Origin of the sequence: Nocardioides massiliensis (assembly GCF_030811215.1) — a bacterium.
GTDB classification, from domain to species: domain Bacteria; phylum Actinomycetota; class Actinomycetes; order Propionibacteriales; family Nocardioidaceae; genus Nocardioides_A; species Nocardioides_A massiliensis.
Genome location: NZ_JAUSQM010000001.1, coordinates 2,481,260 through 2,501,953, shown reverse-complemented (window position 1 = coordinate 2,501,953; position 20,694 = coordinate 2,481,260). Strand labels below are relative to the sequence as shown.

Genomic DNA, 20,694 nt, shown 5'->3' with positions numbered 1-20,694 from the left:
ATCCCGTGGAGGTTGCAGCGCCTGCGGTTATCCGTCGCGCAACCAATTCAGCTGAGCAGCGCGAGGTCGCGGCGGACGTAGCGCAGATGCGCCCATTCCTCCTCGAGGATCACTCGGATGCAGTCCCCGACCGTCGGTCGCCAGTCGTCGCCTCCGCCCCAGGGATTCGTCCGTTCCTCGGCCAGCAGCTCCGCCGTCGCGGTGGCGAGGAAGTCGGTGACCATCTGCTGGCGTTCTGCGCGGACGGTGAGGATCTCGTCGAAGGTCGGGGTGTCCTCGCGGAACATCGACATGTCGAAGCCCATGGACGCAGCTCCGGTGAAGATCAGTCCGATCTCGTGGAAGGGCTGCTCTATGCCGAGGATTCCCCCACGCAGCCAGGCGTCGGTCGCAAGGATCAGGTGGCGCAGGGTCTCGGCGAGCGACCACTCGTCCTCCACGTGGGCGTCGCGAAGCTTGGGCGGTGTGCTGTCGACGGTCTCCTGCCACGCTGCCTGCACCGCGACCCACCCGGCACGCAGCCCTTCCGGCGTCTCGGCCTTCTGCAGCTCCCGTCCCGGGAACTGGCGGTTCAGCTCGGCGTCGACCAGAGGAACCACGTCGACGCCGTTGACGATCAGCTTGCCGAAGAAGAGGTCGTGGCTGTCGATGTCGAGCCCGTCGCAGTCGACCGCGCGCATCGTCACGCCGCTGACATCGGAGAAGCGCAGCTTCGCGCCCTTGAAGCTCGTCTTCACGAAGGTCGCGCCTTCGAACTCCTTGGTGCCTGTGTAGTCGGCCATCGCATCATCATGCGCCTGACGCACAGGATCGGGGAGGGTTTGGCGCACCAGACGCGTCAATCACTCCCCGCTGCTGTCCAAGGCAGGTGACTACTGCCAGCACGGAGCGGCCCATCGGCTCGAGCGCAGACAGCGGGCGGATGTGGTGCCACCTGCTGACACCAGATCCACCCGCTGTTCGTGCTGACGCTCAGACCACCGCGCGGATCAGGTACTGCACCTGCACTTCGTGGTTGGGGGCGACGCCGTACTCCCGGTCGAGCTCGAGGATGCGCTGCAGCGGGGTGAGGGTGACCTCGGAGAAGCCAGCGGCGCGGACGCGCTCGACGATCGGGTCCATCGACCGCGCCTCGGCGAGCGGGAGGGCGGCGCGGACGGCGTCGTCGTACTTCTCCTGGAAGTCCTCGGTCGTGTCGGCGGCGAGGCCCTCGGGGAACCAGTTGCTGTCGATCGCGACGAGCACTCCCCCGGACTTCAGCAGCCGGCGCCAGTTGGCCAGCGCGGTGTCGGGCTCGCGCAGGGTCCACAGCACGTAGCGGTTGGTGATCGCGTCGAAGCTGCCCGGCGCGAAGTCGGGCGCGACCGCATCGGCGCGGAGCACCTCGGGCACCCCGATGCCCTGCGCGGACAGCTCGGCGGCGCGAGCACGCGCGACCTCGAGCATGCCCTCGGCGAGGTCGGTCGCGGTGACGTCATAGCCGAGGGAGGCGAGCAGGAACGCGACGTACCCACTGCCGCTGCCCACGTCGAGCACCTTCGCCGGCGCCGACGGCAGCGCCTCGGTCAGCACCTCGCCCCACGCGGCGCGGTCGAGCTCGAGGCGCTCGGGGCGCTGCTGGTAGGCGTCGTACTCCGGGTCACGGCCCGACCAGTACGCGTCGAGGTTGGCCTGGACGTCCGAGGCGGTGTCAGACGAGGTGCTCATGGGGTTCTCCGTGGGACTCGTGGGCGGGATGGAACGCAAGATGGGGTACGCCGTCGACGTCGAGGCGGTGGGTGCCGATGCCATAGACAGGCTCGATGACCTCGGGCACGAGCACCGCATCCGGAGTCCCGTACGCCGCCACGCGGCCGCCGTCGAGGACCAGGAGCGCGTCGCAGTAGCGCGCCGCGAGGTTGAGGTCGTGGAGCACGACCACGGCCGCGACCTCCGAACCGACGGCGAGGTCGCGCACCAGGCCGAGCACCTCGTGCTGGTAGCGGATGTCGAGGTGGTTCGTGGGCTCGTCGAGCAGCAGCGTGCCGGCACCCTGCGCCAGCGCGCGGGCGATCAGCACGCGCTGCCGCTCACCACCCGACATCGTGCTCAGCGGGCGTCGTGCCAGCTCGATCGCCCCGACCCGGCGTAGCGCGTCCTCGACCGCGGCGATGTCGGCGCGGCCGGGACGCTGGAACGGCCCGAGGTGCGGCGTGCGGCCGAGCATCACGATCTCCGCCGCGCTCAACGGCGTCTCGGTGATCCCCTCGTCCTGCGAGACCATCGCCAGCAGCTTCGCGAGCGCCTTGGGCGAGGTGCGTTCGACCGGGTGGTCCTCGATGTGCGCCTCGCCGTGCTCGGGCGTCACCTCACCCGACAGCATCCGCAGCAGGCTGGTCTTGCCGCTGCCGTTGGGCCCCGCGATCCCCAGCACCGCACCGGCCGGCACCGTCAGGCTGACGTCGTCGACGACCACCCGGCCGTCGTACGACAGCCGGAGGTGCTCGGCGCGCAACCGGGGGCCTGTCACTGCATCGACTCCAGCGCGTCGACGAGCTTGCGCAGGCCCTCGATCGTCAGCGGCGTGGCGGGCTCGGTGTAGTTGAACAGCTGCGTGATCAACCGTCCCTCGCGTACGGCGCCCAGGTCGTCGGCACCCGGCAGGGAGGTCACCGCCCCCTCGACCGCTTGCGGATCACCGTCGCTGTGCAGCAGCACCAGCACGTCGGGGTCGCGGCCGAGCAGCTCCTCGACGCCGATCTCGAAGACTCGCTGGTCGACGTCGCCGAAGACGTTCTCGAGCCCGGCCGACTCCAGCTGGGCGTGCGCCATGCTGTGGGTGCCGTAGGCGTAGGTCACGCCACCGCCGACGGTCGGGTAGAGCACCGCGGCGGTGGTGACGTCACCCTCGCGCGGCTCGACGGTGATGCTCTCGACCTCGGCCTCGAGCTCGCCTGCCTTCTCCTCGGCCAGCTCGCGGACGTCGAACACCTCGCCATACATCCGCATCTGGTCGTAGATGTCGTCCCAGGTCGGCTCGGCGGCCCAGCTCGGGCACAGCGCCGGCTCCTCCAGCAGCGGGATGCCCACCGCCTCGAGGGTGCCGCGTTCGAGGTTGTCGACGCTGCCGAAGACCAGGTCGGGCTCCTGCTCCAGCACCGCTTCCTTGGAGATCTGCAGGTGCCCGGAGGTGTCGGTTCGGTCGGTGAGCAGCGGGATGTCGACGAGCGTGGCGAGGGTGTCGGCGTCGTAGTAGTCGGGCGGGTACTCCCCCGCCCGCGCCACCGCCCGGTCGAGCACGCCGAGCGCGTCGAGGTAGGTCACCGACGCGCTCTTCAGCAGCACGAGCCGCTCGGGTGCCTGCTCGAAGGTCACCTCGGCGCCACAGTTCTCGACCGTCACGGGGTAGTTGCCCTCGGCGGCGACCTCCTGCTGGCCGGGCTCACCGCACGCAGCGAGCAGCAGCGCGCCACCCAGGGCGAACGACACGACGGGCACGAGACGGCGCAGCCAACGGTGGGGCATGGGGGTCCCTCTCACGGGGTCAGCCGGTCGCCGAGGCGTGCAGGCGACGGACCAGGATCAGCAGGAAGGGCGCCCCGACCAGGGAGGTGATGATCCCGATCGGGATCTCCTGGGGCGCCAGCAGCGTGCGGGCGACGATGTCGGCCCACACCAGCAGGATCGCGCCCATCAGGGCGGCGACCGGGACGACGTACGCATGCTTGGCGCCGACCGCGCGGCGCGCCAGGTGGGGCACCACCAGGCCGACGAAGCCGATGCTGCCGGCCGCGGCCACCACGACCCCGATGCACAGCGACACCAGCAGCAGCAGCCGGGTGCGGGCCGCGGCGGCGGACGTACCCAGGGCCCGGGCCGTGGCGTCGCCGATCATCAGCAGGTCGAGCTGGCGCGAGCTGAGCATGAGCAGGACGACGGTGAGCGCGACGACGACCAGCACGACCACGAGCGGCGAGCCCCACTGTGCCAGCCCGAGCGAGCCGAGCAGCCAGAACAGCACCGACCGCGCCCCCTCGGCCGAGCCGGAGGCGAAGATCAGGAAGCTGGTGGTGGCATAGAGCGCGTAGCCCACCACGACCCCGGCGAGCAGCAGGCGTACGGCGGTGACCTGGCCCCCGCTGCGCGCGATGCCATAGACCAGCGCCGAGGCCGCCATCGCCCCGAGGAACGCGCTCACCGACAGCGCGTGCTGGCCCAGGCCGGCGGCGAAGCCGAACAGGATGGCCGCGGCCGCGCCGCTCGAGGCGCCGGAGTTGATGCCGAGCAGGTAGGGGTCGGCCAGCACGTTGCGCACCATCGCCTGGAGCGCGACGCCGCAGACCGCGAGGCCGGCGCCGACCGCGACGCCGAGCAGCACTCGGGGCAGGCGCACCTGCCAGACGATCGCGTCGACCGACGGCGCCCACGTCACCTCGACCGGGAAGCCGCTGCGGTCGGCCAGTACGCCGGCGACGACACCGGGGGCGAGGCTCACCGACCCCCAGGCCACCCCGAGCAGGACCGACCCGATCAGGACGACGAGCAGGCCACCGGCCCAGCCGACGAAGCGCCGCCGGCGGGCGGCGATGCCGAGCAGGTCACCGGTCTCGTCCGCGTCGGTCGCCGGTGCGGCTGCCGGATCCACTGCGGGTACGACGGAGCCCCGGGGCGTCGTCCCGGTCGGTCCCATCGCGGCCTCCGCTCGTTATTGCCAACTGTTTGCAATAACAGTCCGACGCCAACCTAGTGCACGCGGGCACGCGACGCCGCATCGGGACGCGGCAGCACACCTCCGGTCTGCCGGAGCGAACAGAACGGCCGGAGCGGTCAGGCAGCGGCGACGACGTCGCCGTCGGTGTCGACCCCGGCGGTCGCCTCGGCGACGACCAGGCCGAGCGCGACCTCCTCGAGGGCGACCGCGTCGCTGACCTCGCTGAGGATGGCCGACAACGGCACGTCGAGGGCGGCGCACAGCGAGCCGAGCAGCTCGGAGGAGGCTTCCTTCTGACCGCGCTCGATCTCGGAGATGTAGCCCAGGCTGACGCGCGCAGCGGCCGAGACCTCGCGCAGGGTCATCCCTCGACGCATGCGTTCGGCACGCAGCACTTCGCCGAGCAGGCGACGGAACAGGACCATGGCTGCTCCTTCCGGTCTCGAGGGTTGCGCCAGCCTAGCGACCGACGACGACCAGCGTACTGAGTGACTCAGACATCGGGCGGCGCGACCGCATTGAGGGCGGCCTGCAGCACCGCGCGGACGGTGCCGTAGCGGACCTCGTCGCGCTCGCCGTCGAGGTCGAGCTGCTCGACGTGGGTGCCCTCGGGCGTCGCCACCGCGATGTGGACCCGCCCGACGGGCTTGTCCTCCTGCTTCGTGGGGCCGGCGACACCCGTCGTGGCGAGCCCGACGTCGACACCGAGCACGCGGCGTACGCCCTCGGCCATCTCCTGCGCGCACTCGTCGGAGACCACGCCGCACGTGTCGACGGTCTCCTGGGAGACGCCGAGCACCTTCACCTTGACCTCGCTGGCGTAGGACACGACCCCGCCCAGCACCGCCGAGCTCGAGCCCGGCATCTCGGTGAGCACGGCGGTCAGCGCGCCGCCGGTGAGGGACTCGGCGCAGCCGATGCTCCACTCCCGGAAGGCCAGGCCGGCCAACACTCCTGCGGCGATCGACGACCCGCGGTCGAGCTCTGCCTCCGCGTCGTCGGTCATGGGCGGTCAGTCCTGAGGGGCGCGCTTGCGGTCGGCACGTTGAGCGGCAGCATCACGGAAGAACTCATACCCACTGGTCAGCGTGAGAAGCACGGCCGCTCCCATGAATGCGGCAGCGACCCACCACAGCACCTCGCCCGGCACCTCGAGGGCGCCGCCGAGCTCGCGCAACGGGAGGATGAAGGCGCCCAGCGCCAGGGCCTGCAGCGTGGTCTTGACCTTGCCGCTCTGACTCGCGGGCATGACGACGTCCTTCATCACCGACAGCCGCAGCAGCGTGACGCTCCACTCGCGCACCAGCACGATGATCGTCACCCACCACCACAGAGCGCCGATGACGGAGAGCCCGATGAAGGCCATGCCGGTGATCGCCTTGTCGGCGATCGGGTCGGCGATCTTGCCGAAGTCGGTGACCAGGTCGTGCTTGCGCGCCAGGTCGCCGTCGATCTTGTCGGTGACCATGGCGACGGTGAAGATGACGAACGCCAGCACCCGCCAGCCCTCGGACGCGCCGCCGTCGTGGAGCAGCGCCCAGCCGAACACCGGGACCAGCAGGATCCGCAGGGTGGTCAGCGCGTTGGGGACGTTCCAGTTGCTCCCGCGGCGGCCCACCGGGGTGCGCTCGCCGCGCTCGCCGGGCAGAGGGATGTCGGCGCTCATCGAGGCGCTCCTTCGCTACGCGTCACGTGCCTACGGGCTGTCCACCTGGGCGACCAGGTCGATGCCCTCGGTCGCGACCACGGTCGCGGTGACGAAGTCTCCCACGCGCACGCCGCTCAGCGGGTGACCGTCGACGTCGAGCAGGCTGGTGACGCCGTCGACCTCGGGACCCTGGTGAGCCGCGCGGCCCTCGGCCGGCTCGCCGTCCTCGACGCTCTCCACCAGCACATGCACGGTCTCGCCGATGCGGTCCTCGGCGCGCTGGGCGGTGAGCTCCTCGACCAGGGCGGTCACGTGCGCGACGCGCTCGGCGACCTCGTCGGGGTCGAGCTTGTCGTCGTACGACGCCGCCTCGGTGCCGTCCTCGTCGGAGTAGCCGAAGACCCCCACCACGTCGAGGCGCCCGGCCTCGAGGAAGTCGCACAGCGTCTGCAGGTCGTCCTCGGTCTCGCCGGGGAACCCGACGATCACGTTGGAGCGCACGCCCGCCAGCGGCGCCTGGCTGCGGACCTGCTCGAGCAGCCCGAGGAACGACTCGGGGTCGCCGAAGCGCCGCATCCGGCGCAGCACGGTGGCCGAGGCGTGCTGGAAGGACAGGTCGAAGTAGTCCGCGACGCCCGGCGTGGACGCGATCGCCGTGACCAGCCCGGGACGGGTCTCGGCCGGCTGCAGGTAGGACACCCGCACCCGCTCCAACCCGTCGATCGCGGCCAGCTCGGGCAGCATCGTCTCCAGCAGCCGCAGGTCGCCGAGATCCTTGCCGTACGACGTGGAGTTCTCACTGACGAGGAAGACCTCCTTCACGCCCTGCTCGGCGAGCCACTGGGCCTCGCCCAGGACGTCGGAGGGGCGGCGCGAGACGAACGAGCCGCGGAAGCTGGGGATCGCGCAGAACGCGCAGCGCCGGTCACAGCCGCTGGCGAGCTTGAGCGGCGCCATCGGGCCACCGTCCAGCCGCCGGCGTACGGCGCGGGGGCCCGACGCGGGAGCCGCACCGACGGGCAGGTCGGGTGCGACGACCTGGTGGCCGGGCACGACAGCGGCCGCGTCAGCCCGCTCGCGCGGGGAGATCGGCAGCAGCTTGCGGCGGTCGCTGGGCGTGTGGGGGTGCAGCTTCTCCCCCGCCAGCACCGAGCGCAGCCGCGCGGCGATGTCGGGGTAGTCGTCGAAGCCGAGCACCGCGTCGGCCTCGGGCAGCGACTCGGCGAGGTCCTTGCCGTAGCGCTCCGAGAGACACCCGACCGCGACGACGGCCTGCGTGCGGCCGGTCTGCTTGAGGTCGGCGGCCTCCAGGAGCGTGTCGACGGAGTCCTTCTTGGCCTGCTCGACGAAGCCGCAGGTGTTGACCACGACCGTGGTCGCGTCGGCGGGCTCGTCGACGAGCCGGAAGCCCTCGGCCTCCAGCCGGCCCGCGAGCTCCTCGGAGTCGACCTCGTTGCGGGCGCACCCGAGGGTGACCATCGCGACGGTGATCGGCTCACCCGCCTCGGGCGCGAGAGCGGCGGCGGACGGGGCGGGAGACGGGGCGGCGGTGCTTGTCATGTCCCACCGAGGATAGCCCCGAATCCGCGTTCAGCCTGCTTCGGTGCGGGTGCGGCCGTCCCCGAAGGGGCGGTCCCGCTCGTCGAGCGCCGCCGTCACGCGGCCACCGCTCGCTGCCGCCATGAACTGGCCGAAGGCCTCGGTCCCGGTGGCGACCACGCACGCGTCGGTGCCGGCGCGCACCGCGGTGTGCATCCCCATGGCCTGCATCGCGCGGTGCACCGTGCGCTTGTTGATCTGCACGATCTCGGCCGGGATCGCCGCGATCCTCGCCGCCTGGGCCAGCACCTGCGCCTCGAGCTCGGCGGCCGGGTACGCCCGGTTGGCGAGTCCGGCCTCGACGGCCTCCGCACCCACGACGACGTCCCCGGTCAGCACTGCCTCCATCGCACGCCGCATCCCCATCAGCCAGGGGTGGTACTGCAGGTCGGGCACCCCGAACCGCACCGCCGGGTAGCCGATCCGGGCGTCGTCGGCGACGTAGACCAGGTCGCAGCACGCCACCAGCTCCGACCCGCCGGCCAGGCAGTGGCCGTGCACCTGGGCGATCACGGGCAGGCGCAGCTCGGTCAGGCTCAGCCAGCCCTCGACGACCTCACGGGTGAAACGCCCTGGGCCGGCACCCGCGTCGGCGTACTTCTCCCCCTCGGCGGGATCCAGGTCGTAGCCGGCGCAGAAGTCCGGCCCGTCGGCGGCGATGACCACCACCCGGCACCTCTCGTCGGCCGCGGCCGCATGCACCGCGTCCAGCACCTCGCGCCTGGCCACGCCGTCCAGGGCGTTGCGCTTCGCCGGCCGGGCAAGGGTCACACGGCGTACGCCGGGGGCGGGGTCGTCGATGCGGATCCGGCGCAGGTCCTCGGTGGTCATGGGCGTCGAACGTAGGGCGGTGGTGGTGAGGTCACCAGCGGGAGTCCCGGAGGGCGGTCTCGGCGCTGTTGGTCGAGCGGAGTCGAGACCGACGTGGTCTCGATACACCGCTCACTTCGTTCGCGGCACTCGACCACCCCGAAGCTAGTGGAACTGCCGGTAGTAGTTCGCCGCCTCGACCACGCTGTGGTTGTAGGCGAGGCCGGCGTTGTAGGAGGCGACCGCGTCGATCCAGGCCTGCGAGTCGCGCAGGTCCCGCCCGGAGTGACACAGGTAGTACGCCGCGCTGAGTGCCGCGTCATCGATGTCGTCGATGCGGACCTCGCCGTCGCCGTCCCCGTCGCGGCCGTGGGTGCGCCAGGTGGAGGGGATGAACTGCATGGGTCCGACCGCCCGGTCCCAGGTGGGGTCGCCGTCGAGCTCGCCACCGTCGGTGTCGCGGATCGCCGCGACCCCGTTGCCGTCCAGTGCGATCCCGCGGATGCGCGGGCTCGTCATGCCGTCGTCGAGCAGGCGGCTGCCGTTGATCGACCCGTGGCCGGACTCCACGTGCCCGATCGCGGCGAGCGTGTTCCACCCGAGATGGCAGCCCGGGCGGTCGTCGGCGACGGTGAGCACCGCACCGGCGTACGCCGCGAGCGCGCGTGGTGGGATGCCGGCGCCCTCGGCCACCCGCGCGACCCAGGCGGGGTCGGCGCGCAGCTCGACCGGGACCGGTCCGTCCAGCCGGGCCTCCGGTGCGGGCACCGCCGGCGCGACGGGCGTCGGGGCCGGTCGCGCACCACCGACGTCGGCGGCGGTCGGCACGGTCACGGGCCCGGAGCGTTCGTGCACGCCCAGGACCACGAGCACCACGCCGATCACGACCGCGACCACGACGCCCACCAGGGCGAGGGCTGGCAGCAGACGGTCGTTCGATCCCACGCTCAGCGACGATACGTGGCGGTGACCGGCTCCGGGTCCGTGCCGGCAGTCGGCTCACCGAGCAGCCCGCGGTCGCGACCGCGCACGCTGATCTCCACGACGCCGGGGACACTGGCCCGCACGCGCACCGGCGGCGGCACCGACAGGCGCTTGCGCTCGCCCAGCACGAGCGGGCCGCGGAACACGACGTTGCCCTCGCGGTCGCGCACGACGACGCGGGCGTCGGCGGTCGCGGTGAGGACCACCTGCACGGGCTTCACGACCGGCGTCGCCGGCGCGATCGGGGCGATGTCGGCGCGGGTCAGCCCGGCCGAGCCGTTGAGGGACGGCGAGGGCACCTCGACGGAGCCACCGTCACCCGTGAACACCCGCGCGACGCCCCACACCAGCGCGAGGCTCAGGACGGCGGCGGCGAGGGCGGTCCAGTTCGGGCCCCCGGACGTACGCCGCATCGATCCGGTCATACCGGTGGCGAGCTCGGCCTCGAAGACCCGGCGCGCGTCGATGGGTGCGTGCGCGTAGCGGTGGTCGAACGTCGCGACCAGCCCGTCGGCGTCCATCCCCAGCACCCGGGCGACCGTGCGCAGGTGCCCGCGTGCATAGACGTCGCCGCCGCACGGCGCGAAGTCGTCGACCTCGATGGACTCCAGGACGTGCGGCCGGATGCGGGTGCGCTCGGCGAGCGCGTCGACGCTCAGGCCCAGCCGGGTGCGCGCGGCGGTGATCTCCGGTCCGATGACGGGGTCGGGGGCGGGCTCGGCGTGGTCGTCGATGACGATCGGCTCGACGGCGCGACCGGGCCGCGCGATCGGGACGACGCCCCCACCCTGGGGCACCTGCTCGACGAACAGGTCGACGGCACCGGGGCGACGCAGCTCGCGGCCCTCGGGCAGCTCGTGGCGGGTCTCGTCGTGGTCGTGGTCGCGCGCCAGCGCGTTGGCGCCCCACGTGGTCTCGGCGACCAGCTCGGCGCGGACGGCGGGGCGGGTGTCGCGCAGCGGCACCGGGGACGGCGAGGCGGAAGGACCGGCGGAAGGCGCCAGGAACGGCTCGCTCGCAGGGCTCGACGGCTCTGCCACGTCGACGTCGCGGGTGTCGCCCCCGCCGAAGCGGGACACGAAGGTCGCCAGCGGGCCCACGACGGAGCGGCGCGGCTGCGGGTCGGTGGGCGTCTCGCGCGCGTCGTCGTACGCGGCATCCGCGTCGTACGCGTCGAGTGTCTCCGCGGGCTCGGGAGCGGTCTGCACCGGCTCGGGTGCAGTCTGGGCGAGCAGGACCTCGACGGGGCACCGGCCGTCGGCCAGGTGCGTGAGCACCGCGGTGGGGGGCGCGTCGGCAGCACTGCCGCTCACCCGGACGCTCGGACCACCCAGCGGCACGGCGAACGGGGCGCCGTACCAGCGCGAGGTCCAGCCGGCCTGGCGGCGGGCGCGGCCGTCGAGACCGGCCAGGGCGCGGTCGACGTCGCGCGGGACGAGGACGAGACGGTCCTCCTGCAGGCGGTGGCGTGCCGGGAGCACGACGACCCGCTCGAGGGACTCCCAGGTCAGGCCGCGCCAGACACTGCCGAAGCGCAGGCGGACGCCGAGGTCGTCGGCCACCGCGAGCGGCGTACGCGCGTCAACCAGCGCGGCGAGCTGGTAGGCGGCTACCACCGTGAGCGCGAGGCAGAACGCGGCGTCGACCCACGAGCCGGTCTGCACGGCGCGCCACAGGAACGCGATCGCGAGCGCGGCGCCGGCGACACCGATGAGGGCGGCCGTGCCACCGCGGCGGCGTACCTCCCACGACGGCTCCTGCTGCGCGTCGGGCACGCCGTCGGCCCAGGGGGTGCTCACTGCTCCCCCTGGATGACGGCGATGACCTGGTCGATCTCGTCGGGCTTGACGAGCACGTCGCGCGCCTTCGACCCCTCGCTGGGGCCCACCACGCCGCGGCTCTCGAGGATGTCCATCAACCGCCCCGCCTTCGCGAATCCGACCCGCAGCTTGCGCTGCAGCATGGAGGTGGAACCGAACTGGGTGGAGACGACCAGCTCGATCGCCTGGATCACCAGGTCGAGGTCGTCACCGATGTCGTCGTCGAGCTCGCGCTTGGACGCCGCCGGCGCGGTGACGTCCTCGCGGTAGCTCGGCTCGAGCTGGGTCTTGCAGTGGCTGACGACCTGGGCGATCTCGGCCTCGGTGACCCACGATCCCTGCACGCGCACGGCCTTGCTGGCGCCCATCGGCAGGAACAGCCCGTCGCCCTGGCCGACGAGCTTCTCCGCGCCCGGCTGGTCGAGGATGACCCGGCTGTCGGCGAGGCTGGAGGTCGCGAACGCCAACCGGCTCGGCACGTTGGCCTTGATCAGACCGGTGACGACGTCGACGCTCGGGCGCTGCGTGGCGAGCACCAGGTGGATGCCCGCGGCGCGCGCGAGCTGGGTGATGCGGACGACCGCGTCCTCGACGTCACGCGGGGCGACCATCATCAGGTCGGCGAGCTCGTCGACGACCACGAGCAGGTAGGGGTACGGCGTGAGCACCCGCTCGCTGCCGGGCAGCGGCTGGATCTTGCCCGCGCGGACGGCCTTGTTGAAGTCGTCGACGTGGCGGAAGCCGAACGCGGCGAGGTCGTCGTAGCGCATATCCATCTCGCGCACGACCCATTGCAGCGCCTCGGCGGCCTTCTTGGGGTTGGTGATGATCGGCGTGATCAGGTGCGGGATGCCCTCGTAGGCGTTGAGCTCCACGCGCTTGGGGTCGACCATGATCATCCGGACCTCGTCCGGGGTCGAGCGCATCAGCAGCGACGTGATCATCGAGTTGATGAAGCTCGACTTGCCGGAGCCGGTCGCACCGGCGACCAACAGGTGCGGCATCTTCGCGAGGTTCGCGACGACGAAGCCGCCCTCGACGTCCTTGCCGAGGCCGACCACCATCGGGTGGTGGTCGGTGCGCGCGACGTTGGAGCGCAGGACGTCGCCGAGCGAGACGATCTCCTTGTCGACGTTGGGGATCTCGATGCCGATCGCGGACTTGCCCGGGATCGGCGAGAGGATCCGCACGTCGGCCGAGGCCACGGCGTAGGAGATGTTCTTGCCCAGCGCGGTGACCTTCTCGACCTTCACCGCGGGGCCGAGCTCGACCTCGTAGCGCGTCACCGTCGGGCCACGGGTGTAGCCGGTGACGTGGGCGTCGATGTCGAACTGCTCGAGCACCTGGGTGAGCCGCTCGACGACCTCGTCGGAGGCCTTGGAGCGCGCCTTGTGCACACTTCCGGGCTTCAGCACCTCGTTGGCCGGCAGGGAGTAGGTGACGTCGCCCGACAGCGACAGCTGCTCCACCCGCGCGGGCAGCGGGGTGTGCGGCGGGGCCTCGACCTTCTCGCCCGCGCCCTTGTCGCTTCCCTGGTCGGTCGAGCTTGTCGAGACCAGGTCCGCCGCCGCCACGTCGGCGTCCACGTCGTACGGCGCGTCCGGGTCGGCCTTCTTGCGGCGCTTGGCCAGCTCGCGCTCGGCGAGCACCGGGCTGTCGTAGGCGTCGGGGCCTCCGGGCTCCAGCGCGTCGTCGTCACCGTCGCCGTCGGCCATCGCGCCCTGGCGGCGGCGCGGACGACGACGCTTGAGGGGCTTGGGCTCCTCGCCCGGCGCGAGGGCGACGGTGTCGTCGTCGGCACCGTCGGCGCCCTCGGCGGGTGCGGTGCGACCCATCATCTGGTCGCCGAGGGCGCGCAACCGGGCGGGCACCTGATAGACGGGCGTCGCGGTGATCACGAGCACGCCGAAGACCGCGAGCAGCAGCAGGAGCGGCACGACGACGTACGACGTCTGCAGCAGGTCGAGCAGCAGGCTGGAGACGACGAAGCCGATCGCGCCGCCAGCGTCCTGCAGCGGGGTGACGTCGCCCTCGACCGGGCGTGGGGCGCCGTTGGAGATGTGGACGATGCCGAGGACACCGAAGAGCAGCGCGGTCCAACCGATGACCTGACGGCCGGCGGGGCCGTTGGTCTCGGGGTCGCGCATGTTGCGCCAGGCGACCAGGCACAGCAGGAGCGGGACGAACCAGCCGACCAGACCCACCGAGCCGGTGACGATCGTGCGGGTCACCTCGCCGACCCAACCCGGGATGTGCCACCACACGGCGGCGGCCACGACCGTCGCGAGCGCGATCAGCAGTAGGCCGATCCCGTCACGGCGCTGCTCGGGCTCGATCTCGCGAGCGGAGTGCCCGATCGCGCGGGCCCCTCCCCCGACGACGTGCGCGATCCCGAGCCACACCTTCGTCAGCGCCCGCCCGATGGCGAGCGCGATGGTCGCGATCGGGCCTGGGCCGTTGCGGACGGCGCGCGGGGCCGGCCGGGCCGCCGACTTCGAGGCAGGCTTGGACCGGGTGCTGGTCTTCGGTTTGCTACCGGACGCCCGGGTACGCGAGCCGGAGCCTCGTCCGCTTGCGGACGTGCTCTTGCTGCGCGACCCCGGCGGGGAAGACGTACGGGTCGCCATGCTGGGAGCCTAGAACAACAGTCACACCAGTCACTGGTTTCACACGCCGTCGGCGCGCCCTTGTCGGTCGAACGCTGTCGAGACCCCTTGTCGGTCGAGCGTCAAGCGGCCTGGTAGTGCACGATCGCTTCGTCCGCACCACCGGCGATGAGCCGAGCGACCAGGGCGTCGAGCTCCTTCATCACTGCGGGGGTGAGGTAGACCTCGCCGCAGCTGCCGCACTCGTACATCGGCACATCACGGATCACGACCAACTTGCCGTGCCGGTCCACAGCATGGGGTCGGAGGACCTCGACGGCGCTGCTGCCGCACTCCACACAGGGAAACTCACCGACGTCAGCCATGTCGTTTCCTCCTCTCCCGGAAGCCGGGCTGCCATTCGTTCAGCGTCGGCAGATAGATCGTGCGAAACACGATCAGTCTACGGTCGTGATGGACGACGTACACCACATGAAGCGGCACATCCCAGTCCAGCAGAAGCCTGATCTCCTTGACCATCAGATCGTCGAAGACGTGAGCCTCGATCACCTCGCCGCCATCGAGCATCGCCTCGACCTCGGACCAGGTGATGTCGATGCTGACGCACTTGTCGTAGACATGGAGCCGCGCCCTGTGCGACCGCCGGAAACGCTGTCGGCTTCATGGTTGGCGAAACGCAAACCGATCCCGATCGTGAGGAGTCCTGATGGACAAGAAGCTGGCGATTCCCGCCTTGGCCCTGTTGGCGCTGCTTGGCAGCGGGTGCGATGTCGCCGAGGTCGCCACGGCCCCGGATGAGGAGACGAAGCACGTCACGACCAGCGACCAGGCCACGGACGACGAGCCGAATGCCGACCAGGGCGCGGCGGCCGACGCCGCCGTGTCGGGCGACGTGCGCTCCTTGCGCAAGAAGGATGTCGTGATGCGGCTTCGGGTCACCGAGAAGAAGTGCTACGGCTCGGCCGGCTGCAACGTGGGCTATGAGGTGAAGCCCGCGCTCCGTCAGGAATTCGATCTCGACGGCGACTACGACATCACCTACCGAGTGATCGGCGACGAGTCCGGGCCGCAGATCGGCACGGTGACCCTGCGCGAGGACGGCAGCTACGACGAGATCTGGCCAGGCTTTGCCAGCACCACCTCGGAGTCCGTCGAGCTCCGCGTCCGGGTGGACAGCGTCACCGAGGCCGGCGGCTGGTGACTGCCCGAGCTCGGTGGCCGCCGGCGCTCGCCCACGGTCAGTGTCGGTGCCTTCTGGTTGAGTTTCGGTATGGCAGAGATCTCGGGCATTCAGGTCACCGGCGGGGTCGGCGCAAGCCGTCCTTCGCACCCGGTGCTGACCTGCACGTCCCGGGTCCGCGCGGCCCTTGATGACGTCGCCGATGTGGATCCGTTGTTCGCCACCACCGAGGCCAAGAAGGTCATGCTCACCGAGCTCACCGAGTTGGCCGATCGGGTGGTGGCGTTGCGCAACGAGGTCCTCGCCTCGGCTGACGATGTCGCGGCCGACACCGCGGCTCGGCGTACGGCGAACTGGGTCGCCGACGCCACCCGAGAGCACCCCGGCCGCGTCGCCCGCGCCCAAGACCTCGGCGAAGCACTCCGGATCCGCTACCAAGCGCTCGGGGCCGCGGTGCGCGACGGGCGCGTGCGGATGAGCCAGGCCGAGATCGTCGTCAAGGCCCTCGACAAAGCACCGCCGTCGATCTCGGTCGAGCTGCGCAAGCGCGCCGAGACCGACCTGGTGAAGCTGGCGCAGAAATGGGGACCCAAAGCGCTGACCCGCCTCGCGGAGCGGGTGTGGTCCCACCTCGATCCTGAGGGATTCGCCGACCACGAGCGCGAGCAGCTCGAGAAGGAACTCAGGGAGGCCGAAGCGCAGACCCGGTTCCGGATCCGCCACCGCTCCGACGGGACCGCGGACATCACCGGTCGGATCCCGCGCCACTACGCCACCCGGTTGCGCGGCTACCTCGAGGCGTTCACCGCACCACGCCGGGACACCGCCCTGACCGGCGCCGGGGGCAGCATCTTCGGGATCGAATCCGTCGCCACGACCGACGAAGCCACCGGTGCGAAGCGTCCCCACGACCAGGTCCTGGGCGAAGCGTTCTGTGCGTTCCTCGATGCCTACGACCCCCACGCGTTGCCGCAGCACGGCGGGATGGCCACCACGATCATCGTCCGCATCGATCTCGACGACCTGCGCGACGGCCTCGGCGTCGGGCTGCTCCCGGACGACGGCACCATCCCCGTCTCCGAGGTCCGACGGTTAGCTTGCACCGCGGGCATCGTTCCCGCCGTCCTCGACGGTGACGGTGAAGTCCTCGACCTCGGCCGCACCCAACGACTCTTCTCCGCCGCCCAACGCAAAGCACTCGCACTGAAGTATCCGTCGTGTGCTGCGCAGGGATGCACGATCCCCGCCAGGTGGTGCGAAGCCCACCACGCCGGGGATCCCTGGTGCGAGGGCGGGCGCACCGATCTGGCCGAAGGTGTCCTGCTGTGCTCCTGGCACCACCACCGCGTCCACGACCCCACCTACGACCACAGCCGCCACGCGGACGGGTCGTACCGGTTCTATCGACGGACATAGATCTCGACTCCGCTCGATCCACCGGATCTCGACCCTTCGACTCCGCTCAGGGCACCGCTCCGCTCGATCAACAACAGCCGCTCGACCGAGATCTCGACCCTTCGACTCTGCTCAGGTCTCGACTTCGCTCGACCGACAGGCGGTCCCTCGATCGACAGGCTCTGGTGGCACCCTCAGCGCGGTGCCGACGAGTCGCAATGCGGCGAGCCTGAATCAGCGACACCCCATCGGCGTGGCTCGGGGCGATCAGGCGGGGCCGGGGCGTTCCCACCGCAGTCCGTCGAACCGCGCGAAGTCAGTGTCGAAGGAACAGATGCCGACGCCGTACTCGATCGCCAGCGCTGCGAGGTGGGCGTCGGGGACCAGGTTGCCGCGCAGATCGCCGCCCACGACGAGTTCGCCCAGGATGTTGCGATGACGCGGACCAGGCACTGGTATCCAGACGCCATCGACATCGAGCCAATCCTCAATGTGACTCCATGCCTGCTCCGCGGCGAGTGGAGCAGCCGTGACCCGCGGATGGGTGATGATGCGCTGGAACGCGGTCAACGTCGCCCACGGCAGGCCGACCCGTCCAGGACCACCCATTGCCGACTCGAGCCAGATCCGGGCGCTGTCGTGGAAGGGCGCTCGCTCATCGACGGCATAGAGCAGCACGTTCGCATCGACGATCACCGGGCGCCTTCGGCGTCGTCAGCGTCCAGCAGTTCGAGCACCTCGGCGACGTTGGCGACGTCGACCTTCAGCCCGACGGGTGCGGTCCGCTGACGGAAGGGCGGAACGTCGCGATCACGCGCGAGCAGCCCGGCCCGAGCCAGCTCGTTCACCGCCTCACCCAGGCCGATGTGTCGCTCGCGCCGCAGCTCTTCGGCGGCCGCCGCCACCTCGGGATCGAGTCGCACCGTCGTCCGCATGGCTACCACGGTAGCACCACTGATTCAGGTCCACGCGCATCTCTGGTGCGCACATCGATGCCCCACCTCCGGCGGAACGTCACGGCGACGGCGAAGCTCAGCGCAGCAACCCAGTGACCCACGGCTGCACGACCAGCACCGTGGGCAGCACGAGCACGGCGGCGGCCAGCGCGTAGGCGACGACCACCCGGACCTGGTCGCGCACAGAGGGTGCAGGGCCGGCGAGGAGCTGCGCGCGCTCGGCGAGCTGACCGCCCGCGCCAAGGGTGGCCACGGGACGAGCCGTGCCCGCGAGCGCCTGGAGCGCCCGCAGCAGCGGCACCCGCCCCACACGGCGTACGGCCGCGGCGTCGGCGAGCACCTCGACCAGGAGGCTCACCTCGCGCAGTGCGGCGGCACTGGAGACGTAGCGCGGGAAGGCGCGGTGCAGGACGCCGAACGCCTCCAGCACCAGGTCGTGGCGCGCGCGCAGGTGGGCGCGCTCGTGGGCGAGCACCGCGTCGAGCTCGTCGGACGCGAGCCGTTCCATCGCGGCGGCGCTGACCACGACGCGTGAGCCGGTCAGGCCGGGCACGCAGTAGGCGACCGGGACCTCTGCGTCGATGACCGCCACTCCCCCGCGGCGCTCGGCGAGCACGTCGACCAGTGCGCGGTGGCGCCGGCGCGCCGCGCGCAGCCCGGTGCCCTCGAGGTGCCCGCTGAGCAGCAGCCGGGCCAGGACGACGATCGTGACCAGCGCGGACGCCCCCGCGAGCACCCACCCCCACCAGGTCGGCTCACGATCGCCGAGGACCAGCAGCGTGACCAGCGAGGCGCCCGAGCCGAGGGCGGCGAGCACCGCCGCCAGCGCCACGCACTGCCACAGCGTCATGGCCGCCCGGGGCGTACGCCGCAGCGCACGCCAGCCAGCGAGCAGCACCGGCACCGGACCGGTGAGCACCAGCGCGAGCCCGGCGAGCGACGCCGGCACCCACACGGTCACCGCCGCTTCACCCCTCCAGCCGGGCGAGCGCCTCCCGCAGCGCGGCGCGCTCCTCCTCCGACGCCTCGCCGACGAACGCGACCAGGGCGTCGCGGGCTCCGCCGGCGTCGTCGGCGACGCTGCCCAGCGCCTGGCGCATGAGGTCGGCCGCCATCTCGCCGCGGGACCCGGCCGCGCGGTAGAGGTAGGCCTTGCCCTGGCGGTGCTGCTCGACCAGGCCCTTCTTGGCCATCCGCGCCAGCACGGTCATCACGGTCGTGTAGGCGATCGGCCGCTCGGCCTCGATCACGGCGAAGACGTCGCGGACGGTGCGCCAGGGACGCGACTCGTCATCCGGGGATCTCGACGAGCTCGATCGCCGGGGAGAGTCCCACAGCACGTCGAGGACGGCCTTCTCCAGGTCGCCGACACGGGCGCCGCGGGCGCTCCCGGAGGCGGTCTCGGACACATCGGCAGCCATGGGGGCAGTCTACCGACACATCGTCGTACTACACGGCGTAGTATCTACGACGCTGCGTAGTTGGTACGTGGCCGTACTGGATGCAGGAGGGCCCTGTGGAGGTCGTCGACATCGCGCGGTGGCAGTTCGGGATCACCACCGTCTACCACTTCTTGTTCGTCCCGCTGACGATCGGCCTGACGCTGATCGTGGCGATCTTCGAGACGCTCTGGCTGCGCACCGGCCGTCCGGAGTACCTCCGGCTGACGAAGTTCTTCGGCAAGCTGTTCATCATCAACTTCGCCCTCGGGCTGGTCACCGGCATCGTCCAGGAGTTCCAGTTCGGGATGAACTGGTCGGACTACTCGCGCTTCGTCGGCGACATCTTCGGCGCACCGCTCGCGATCGAGGGGCTGCTCGCCTTCTTCCTCGAGTCCACGTTCATCGGGCTGTGGGTCTTCGGCTGGGACAAGCTCCCCCGCGCGCTGCACGCCGCCTGCATGTGGATCGTCCATCTCGGCGTCCTGGCCTCGTCGTGGTTCATCCTCGCCGCCAACTCCTGGATGCAGCACCCGGTCGGCTATGAGTTCAACGCCGAGACCGGGCGCGCGGAGCTGACCGACTTCGCTGCGGTGATGTTCAACAAGGTCCAGCTCGTCACCTTCCCCCACGTCGTGCTCGCGGCCTACATGACCGGCGCCGCGTTCGTCATCGGCATCAGCGCGTGGCTCTATGCCAGCAAGCGCCACGGCTCCCGCGTCGATGACGACGGTCGCGACGCCGGCGCTCCCGACCGCGAGATGTATCGCAAGTCGATGCGCATCGCGGGCGTGCTCATGCTCGTCAGCGGCATCGGCGTGGCCGTCTCCGGCGACATCCAGGGCAAGATCATGACCGAGGTGCAGCCGATGAAGATGGCCGCGGCCGAGGGGCTCTACGAGACCGCCGAGTCGTGCGCGCCGTTCTCGGTCCTCACCATCGGCACCCCCGACGGTCGCGAGGAGAAGTTCGCGCTCACGGTGCCCTGCCTGCTCTCCTGGCTCGGCGCCGGCAGCTTCGACGCCGAGGTCAAGGGCATCAACGAGCTGCGCGAAACCTACCGCGAGGAGTACGGCACCGACCCGGGCGCGGCCTACTACACGGCCTCCGAGTACGTGCCCAACATCCCCGTCACCTACTGGAGCTTCCGCTGGATGATGGGCTTCGGCGTCATCGGTGCCGGCGGTGCGGCCCTGGTGCTGTGGCTGACGCGCCGACGCAACGACGGCGCCCGCTTGCCGTCGTGGATCGGCCGGGTCGGCATCGGCCTGCCGATCGCGCTCGCCGCCGCCAACTCGTTCGGCTGGATCTTCACCGAGATGGGCCGTCAGCCGTGGGTGGTCTTCGGGCTGATGACCACCGAGCGCGGCGTCTCCCCGGGCGTCAGCGTCACCGAGGCACTGATCTCCGTCGTCGTCCTGACCGCGTTGTACGGCGTGCTCATGGTCATCGAGATCGGCCTGCTCGCGAAGTTCACGAAGAAGGGACCGGAGCCGTTCGTCGAGCCGCCGGACCCGGGCTCCCCCGACCACGACCAGGACGCCCCGATGGCGTTCGCCTACTGACC

Annotated in this window: 22 protein-coding genes; 3 read left to right on the top strand and 19 right to left on the bottom strand. The window is 71.3% G+C overall.

What is annotated here, in order from left to right:
• Window positions 1–47: 47 nt before the first annotated feature.
• The 15 genes from J2S59_RS12385 to J2S59_RS12315 all read right to left on the bottom strand — a co-directional run bounded on the left by J2S59_RS12385 (window position 48) and on the right by J2S59_RS12315 (window position 14,724).
• Window positions 48–782 (bottom strand): DinB family protein, encoded by a 735-nt coding sequence (locus tag J2S59_RS12385; RefSeq protein ID WP_068124295.1) that lies wholly within the window; start codon window positions 780–782, stop codon window positions 48–50.
• Between the two features lie 190 nt (window positions 783–972).
• Window positions 973–1,707 (bottom strand): class I SAM-dependent methyltransferase, encoded by a 735-nt coding sequence (locus J2S59_RS12380; RefSeq protein ID WP_068124297.1) that lies wholly within the window; start codon window positions 1,705–1,707, stop codon window positions 973–975.
• A complete protein-coding gene (locus tag J2S59_RS12375) occupies window positions 1,691–2,509 on the bottom strand; it encodes an ABC transporter ATP-binding protein (protein WP_246360587.1) in 819 nt (272 codons plus the stop codon). Before J2S59_RS12375 ends, J2S59_RS12380 begins: the two co-directional genes overlap by 17 nt.
• Window positions 2,506–3,504 (bottom strand): ABC transporter substrate-binding protein, encoded by a 999-nt coding sequence (locus J2S59_RS12370; protein ID WP_068124301.1) that lies wholly within the window; start codon window positions 3,502–3,504, stop codon window positions 2,506–2,508. Before J2S59_RS12370 ends, J2S59_RS12375 begins: the two co-directional genes overlap by 4 nt.
• 19 nt (window positions 3,505–3,523) lie before the next feature.
• Window positions 3,524–4,669, bottom strand: coding sequence for a FecCD family ABC transporter permease (locus J2S59_RS12365; RefSeq protein WP_181642537.1), 1,146 nt, complete (start codon window positions 4,667–4,669; stop codon window positions 3,524–3,526).
• A gap of 137 nt (window positions 4,670–4,806) precedes the next feature.
• The gene (locus J2S59_RS12360; protein ID WP_068124308.1) at window positions 4,807–5,115 is read right to left on the bottom strand and encodes a helix-turn-helix domain-containing protein; all 309 of its coding nucleotides are present in this window, start codon (window positions 5,113–5,115) and stop codon (window positions 4,807–4,809) included.
• Between the two features lie 68 nt (window positions 5,116–5,183).
• The gene (locus J2S59_RS12355; RefSeq protein ID WP_068124310.1) at window positions 5,184–5,696 is read right to left on the bottom strand and encodes a CinA family protein; all 513 of its coding nucleotides are present in this window, start codon (window positions 5,694–5,696) and stop codon (window positions 5,184–5,186) included.
• A 6-nt stretch (window positions 5,697–5,702) separates the two neighbouring features.
• Window positions 5,703–6,356 carry a CDP-diacylglycerol--glycerol-3-phosphate 3-phosphatidyltransferase gene (gene pgsA / locus J2S59_RS12350; protein ID WP_068124312.1) on the bottom strand — a complete coding sequence of 218 codons (654 nt, stop codon included), beginning with the start codon at window positions 6,354–6,356 and terminating at the stop codon, window positions 5,703–5,705.
• A 30-nt stretch (window positions 6,357–6,386) separates the two neighbouring features.
• Window positions 6,387–7,829: a 30S ribosomal protein S12 methylthiotransferase RimO gene (rimO, locus tag J2S59_RS12345; protein WP_220138599.1), complete on the bottom strand. Its 1,443-nt coding sequence runs from the start codon at window positions 7,827–7,829 to the stop codon at window positions 6,387–6,389.
• A 99-nt stretch (window positions 7,830–7,928) separates the two neighbouring features.
• Complete coding sequence (locus J2S59_RS12340) at window positions 7,929–8,768, bottom strand: enoyl-CoA hydratase-related protein (protein ID WP_306825167.1); 840 nt, start codon at window positions 8,766–8,768, stop codon at window positions 7,929–7,931.
• A 144-nt stretch (window positions 8,769–8,912) separates the two neighbouring features.
• The gene (locus J2S59_RS12335) at window positions 8,913–9,692 is read right to left on the bottom strand and encodes a lytic transglycosylase domain-containing protein (protein ID WP_068124317.1); all 780 of its coding nucleotides are present in this window, start codon (window positions 9,690–9,692) and stop codon (window positions 8,913–8,915) included.
• A 2-nt stretch (window positions 9,693–9,694) separates the two neighbouring features.
• Complete coding sequence (locus J2S59_RS12330) at window positions 9,695–11,530, bottom strand: RodZ domain-containing protein (protein ID WP_306825166.1); 1,836 nt, start codon at window positions 11,528–11,530, stop codon at window positions 9,695–9,697.
• Window positions 11,527–14,178, bottom strand: coding sequence for a DNA translocase FtsK (locus J2S59_RS12325; protein ID WP_306825165.1), 2,652 nt, complete (start codon window positions 14,176–14,178; stop codon window positions 11,527–11,529). Before J2S59_RS12325 ends, J2S59_RS12330 begins: the two co-directional genes overlap by 4 nt.
• Before the next feature lie 101 nt (window positions 14,179–14,279).
• Complete coding sequence (locus J2S59_RS12320; RefSeq protein WP_068125248.1) at window positions 14,280–14,522, bottom strand: YgiT-type zinc finger protein; 243 nt, start codon at window positions 14,520–14,522, stop codon at window positions 14,280–14,282.
• Window positions 14,515–14,724 (bottom strand): hypothetical protein, encoded by a 210-nt coding sequence (locus tag J2S59_RS12315; RefSeq protein ID WP_068125250.1) that lies wholly within the window; start codon window positions 14,722–14,724, stop codon window positions 14,515–14,517. The genes J2S59_RS12320 and J2S59_RS12315 overlap by 8 nt, the downstream gene beginning before the upstream one ends.
• A gap of 139 nt (window positions 14,725–14,863) precedes the next feature.
• Between J2S59_RS12315 and J2S59_RS12310 the strand changes: the two genes are divergently transcribed.
• A complete protein-coding gene (locus tag J2S59_RS12310; RefSeq protein ID WP_068125252.1) occupies window positions 14,864–15,358 on the top strand; it encodes a hypothetical protein in 495 nt (164 codons plus the stop codon).
• Window positions 15,359–15,427: 69 nt separating this feature from the next.
• Window positions 15,428–16,753 carry an HNH endonuclease signature motif containing protein gene (locus J2S59_RS12305; RefSeq protein ID WP_306825164.1) on the top strand — a complete coding sequence of 442 codons (1,326 nt, stop codon included), beginning with the start codon at window positions 15,428–15,430 and terminating at the stop codon, window positions 16,751–16,753.
• A 246-nt stretch (window positions 16,754–16,999) separates the two neighbouring features.
• On the opposite strand, the gene J2S59_RS12300 is transcribed toward J2S59_RS12305, so the two are convergent.
• The 4 genes from J2S59_RS12300 to J2S59_RS12285 form a co-directional block, all read right to left on the bottom strand.
• Window positions 17,000–17,428, bottom strand: a complete 429-nt coding sequence (locus J2S59_RS12300; protein ID WP_068120250.1) for a TA system VapC family ribonuclease toxin — start codon at window positions 17,426–17,428, stop codon at window positions 17,000–17,002.
• On the bottom strand, window positions 17,425–17,667 hold the full coding sequence (locus J2S59_RS12295) for a CopG family transcriptional regulator (RefSeq protein WP_068120248.1): 243 nt from the start codon (window positions 17,665–17,667) through the stop codon (window positions 17,425–17,427). Before J2S59_RS12295 ends, J2S59_RS12300 begins: the two co-directional genes overlap by 4 nt.
• A 97-nt stretch (window positions 17,668–17,764) precedes the next feature.
• The gene (locus J2S59_RS12290; RefSeq protein WP_220138415.1) at window positions 17,765–18,649 is read right to left on the bottom strand and encodes a M56 family metallopeptidase; all 885 of its coding nucleotides are present in this window, start codon (window positions 18,647–18,649) and stop codon (window positions 17,765–17,767) included.
• A gap of 7 nt (window positions 18,650–18,656) precedes the next feature.
• Window positions 18,657–19,109 (bottom strand): BlaI/MecI/CopY family transcriptional regulator, encoded by a 453-nt coding sequence (locus tag J2S59_RS12285; protein WP_068120245.1) that lies wholly within the window; start codon window positions 19,107–19,109, stop codon window positions 18,657–18,659.
• Between the two features lie 95 nt (window positions 19,110–19,204).
• On the opposite strand from J2S59_RS12285, the gene J2S59_RS12280 reads away from it, so the two are divergent.
• Window positions 19,205–20,692, top strand: a complete 1,488-nt coding sequence (locus J2S59_RS12280) for a cytochrome ubiquinol oxidase subunit I (protein ID WP_068120243.1) — start codon at window positions 19,205–19,207, stop codon at window positions 20,690–20,692.
• Window positions 20,693–20,694 lie beyond the last annotated feature (2 nt).

Bases quoted from the DNA above. Each gene is read 5' to 3' on its own strand.
- J2S59_RS12295 (WP_068120248.1), bottom strand. From the start codon at position 17,667: ATGCGGACGACGGTGCGACTCGATCCCGAGGTGGCGGCGGCCGCCGAA.
- J2S59_RS12385 (WP_068124295.1), bottom strand. From the start codon at position 782: ATGGCCGACTACACAGGCACCAAGGAGTTCGAAGGCGCGACCTTCGTG.
- J2S59_RS12340 (WP_306825167.1), bottom strand. From the start codon at position 8,768: ATGACCACCGAGGACCTGCGCCGGATCCGCATCGACGACCCCGCCCCC.
- J2S59_RS12380 (WP_068124297.1), bottom strand. From the start codon at position 1,707: ATGAGCACCTCGTCTGACACCGCCTCGGACGTCCAGGCCAACCTCGAC.
- J2S59_RS12305 (WP_306825164.1), top strand. From the start codon at position 15,428: ATGGCAGAGATCTCGGGCATTCAGGTCACCGGCGGGGTCGGCGCAAGC.
- pgsA (WP_068124312.1), bottom strand. From the start codon at position 6,356: ATGAGCGCCGACATCCCTCTGCCCGGCGAGCGCGGCGAGCGCACCCCG.
- J2S59_RS12320 (WP_068125248.1), bottom strand. From the start codon at position 14,522: ATGGCTGACGTCGGTGAGTTTCCCTGTGTGGAGTGCGGCAGCAGCGCC.
- J2S59_RS12360 (WP_068124308.1), bottom strand. From the start codon at position 5,115: ATGGTCCTGTTCCGTCGCCTGCTCGGCGAAGTGCTGCGTGCCGAACGC.
- J2S59_RS12310 (WP_068125252.1), top strand. From the start codon at position 14,864: ATGGACAAGAAGCTGGCGATTCCCGCCTTGGCCCTGTTGGCGCTGCTT.
- J2S59_RS12325 (WP_306825165.1), bottom strand. From the start codon at position 14,178: ATGGCGACCCGTACGTCTTCCCCGCCGGGGTCGCGCAGCAAGAGCACG.
- J2S59_RS12370 (WP_068124301.1), bottom strand. From the start codon at position 3,504: ATGCCCCACCGTTGGCTGCGCCGTCTCGTGCCCGTCGTGTCGTTCGCC.
- J2S59_RS12365 (WP_181642537.1), bottom strand. From the start codon at position 4,669: ATGGGACCGACCGGGACGACGCCCCGGGGCTCCGTCGTACCCGCAGTG.
- J2S59_RS12355 (WP_068124310.1), bottom strand. From the start codon at position 5,696: ATGACCGACGACGCGGAGGCAGAGCTCGACCGCGGGTCGTCGATCGCC.
- J2S59_RS12285 (WP_068120245.1), bottom strand. From the start codon at position 19,109: ATGGCTGCCGATGTGTCCGAGACCGCCTCCGGGAGCGCCCGCGGCGCC.
- J2S59_RS12315 (WP_068125250.1), bottom strand. From the start codon at position 14,724: ATGCTCGATGGCGGCGAGGTGATCGAGGCTCACGTCTTCGACGATCTG.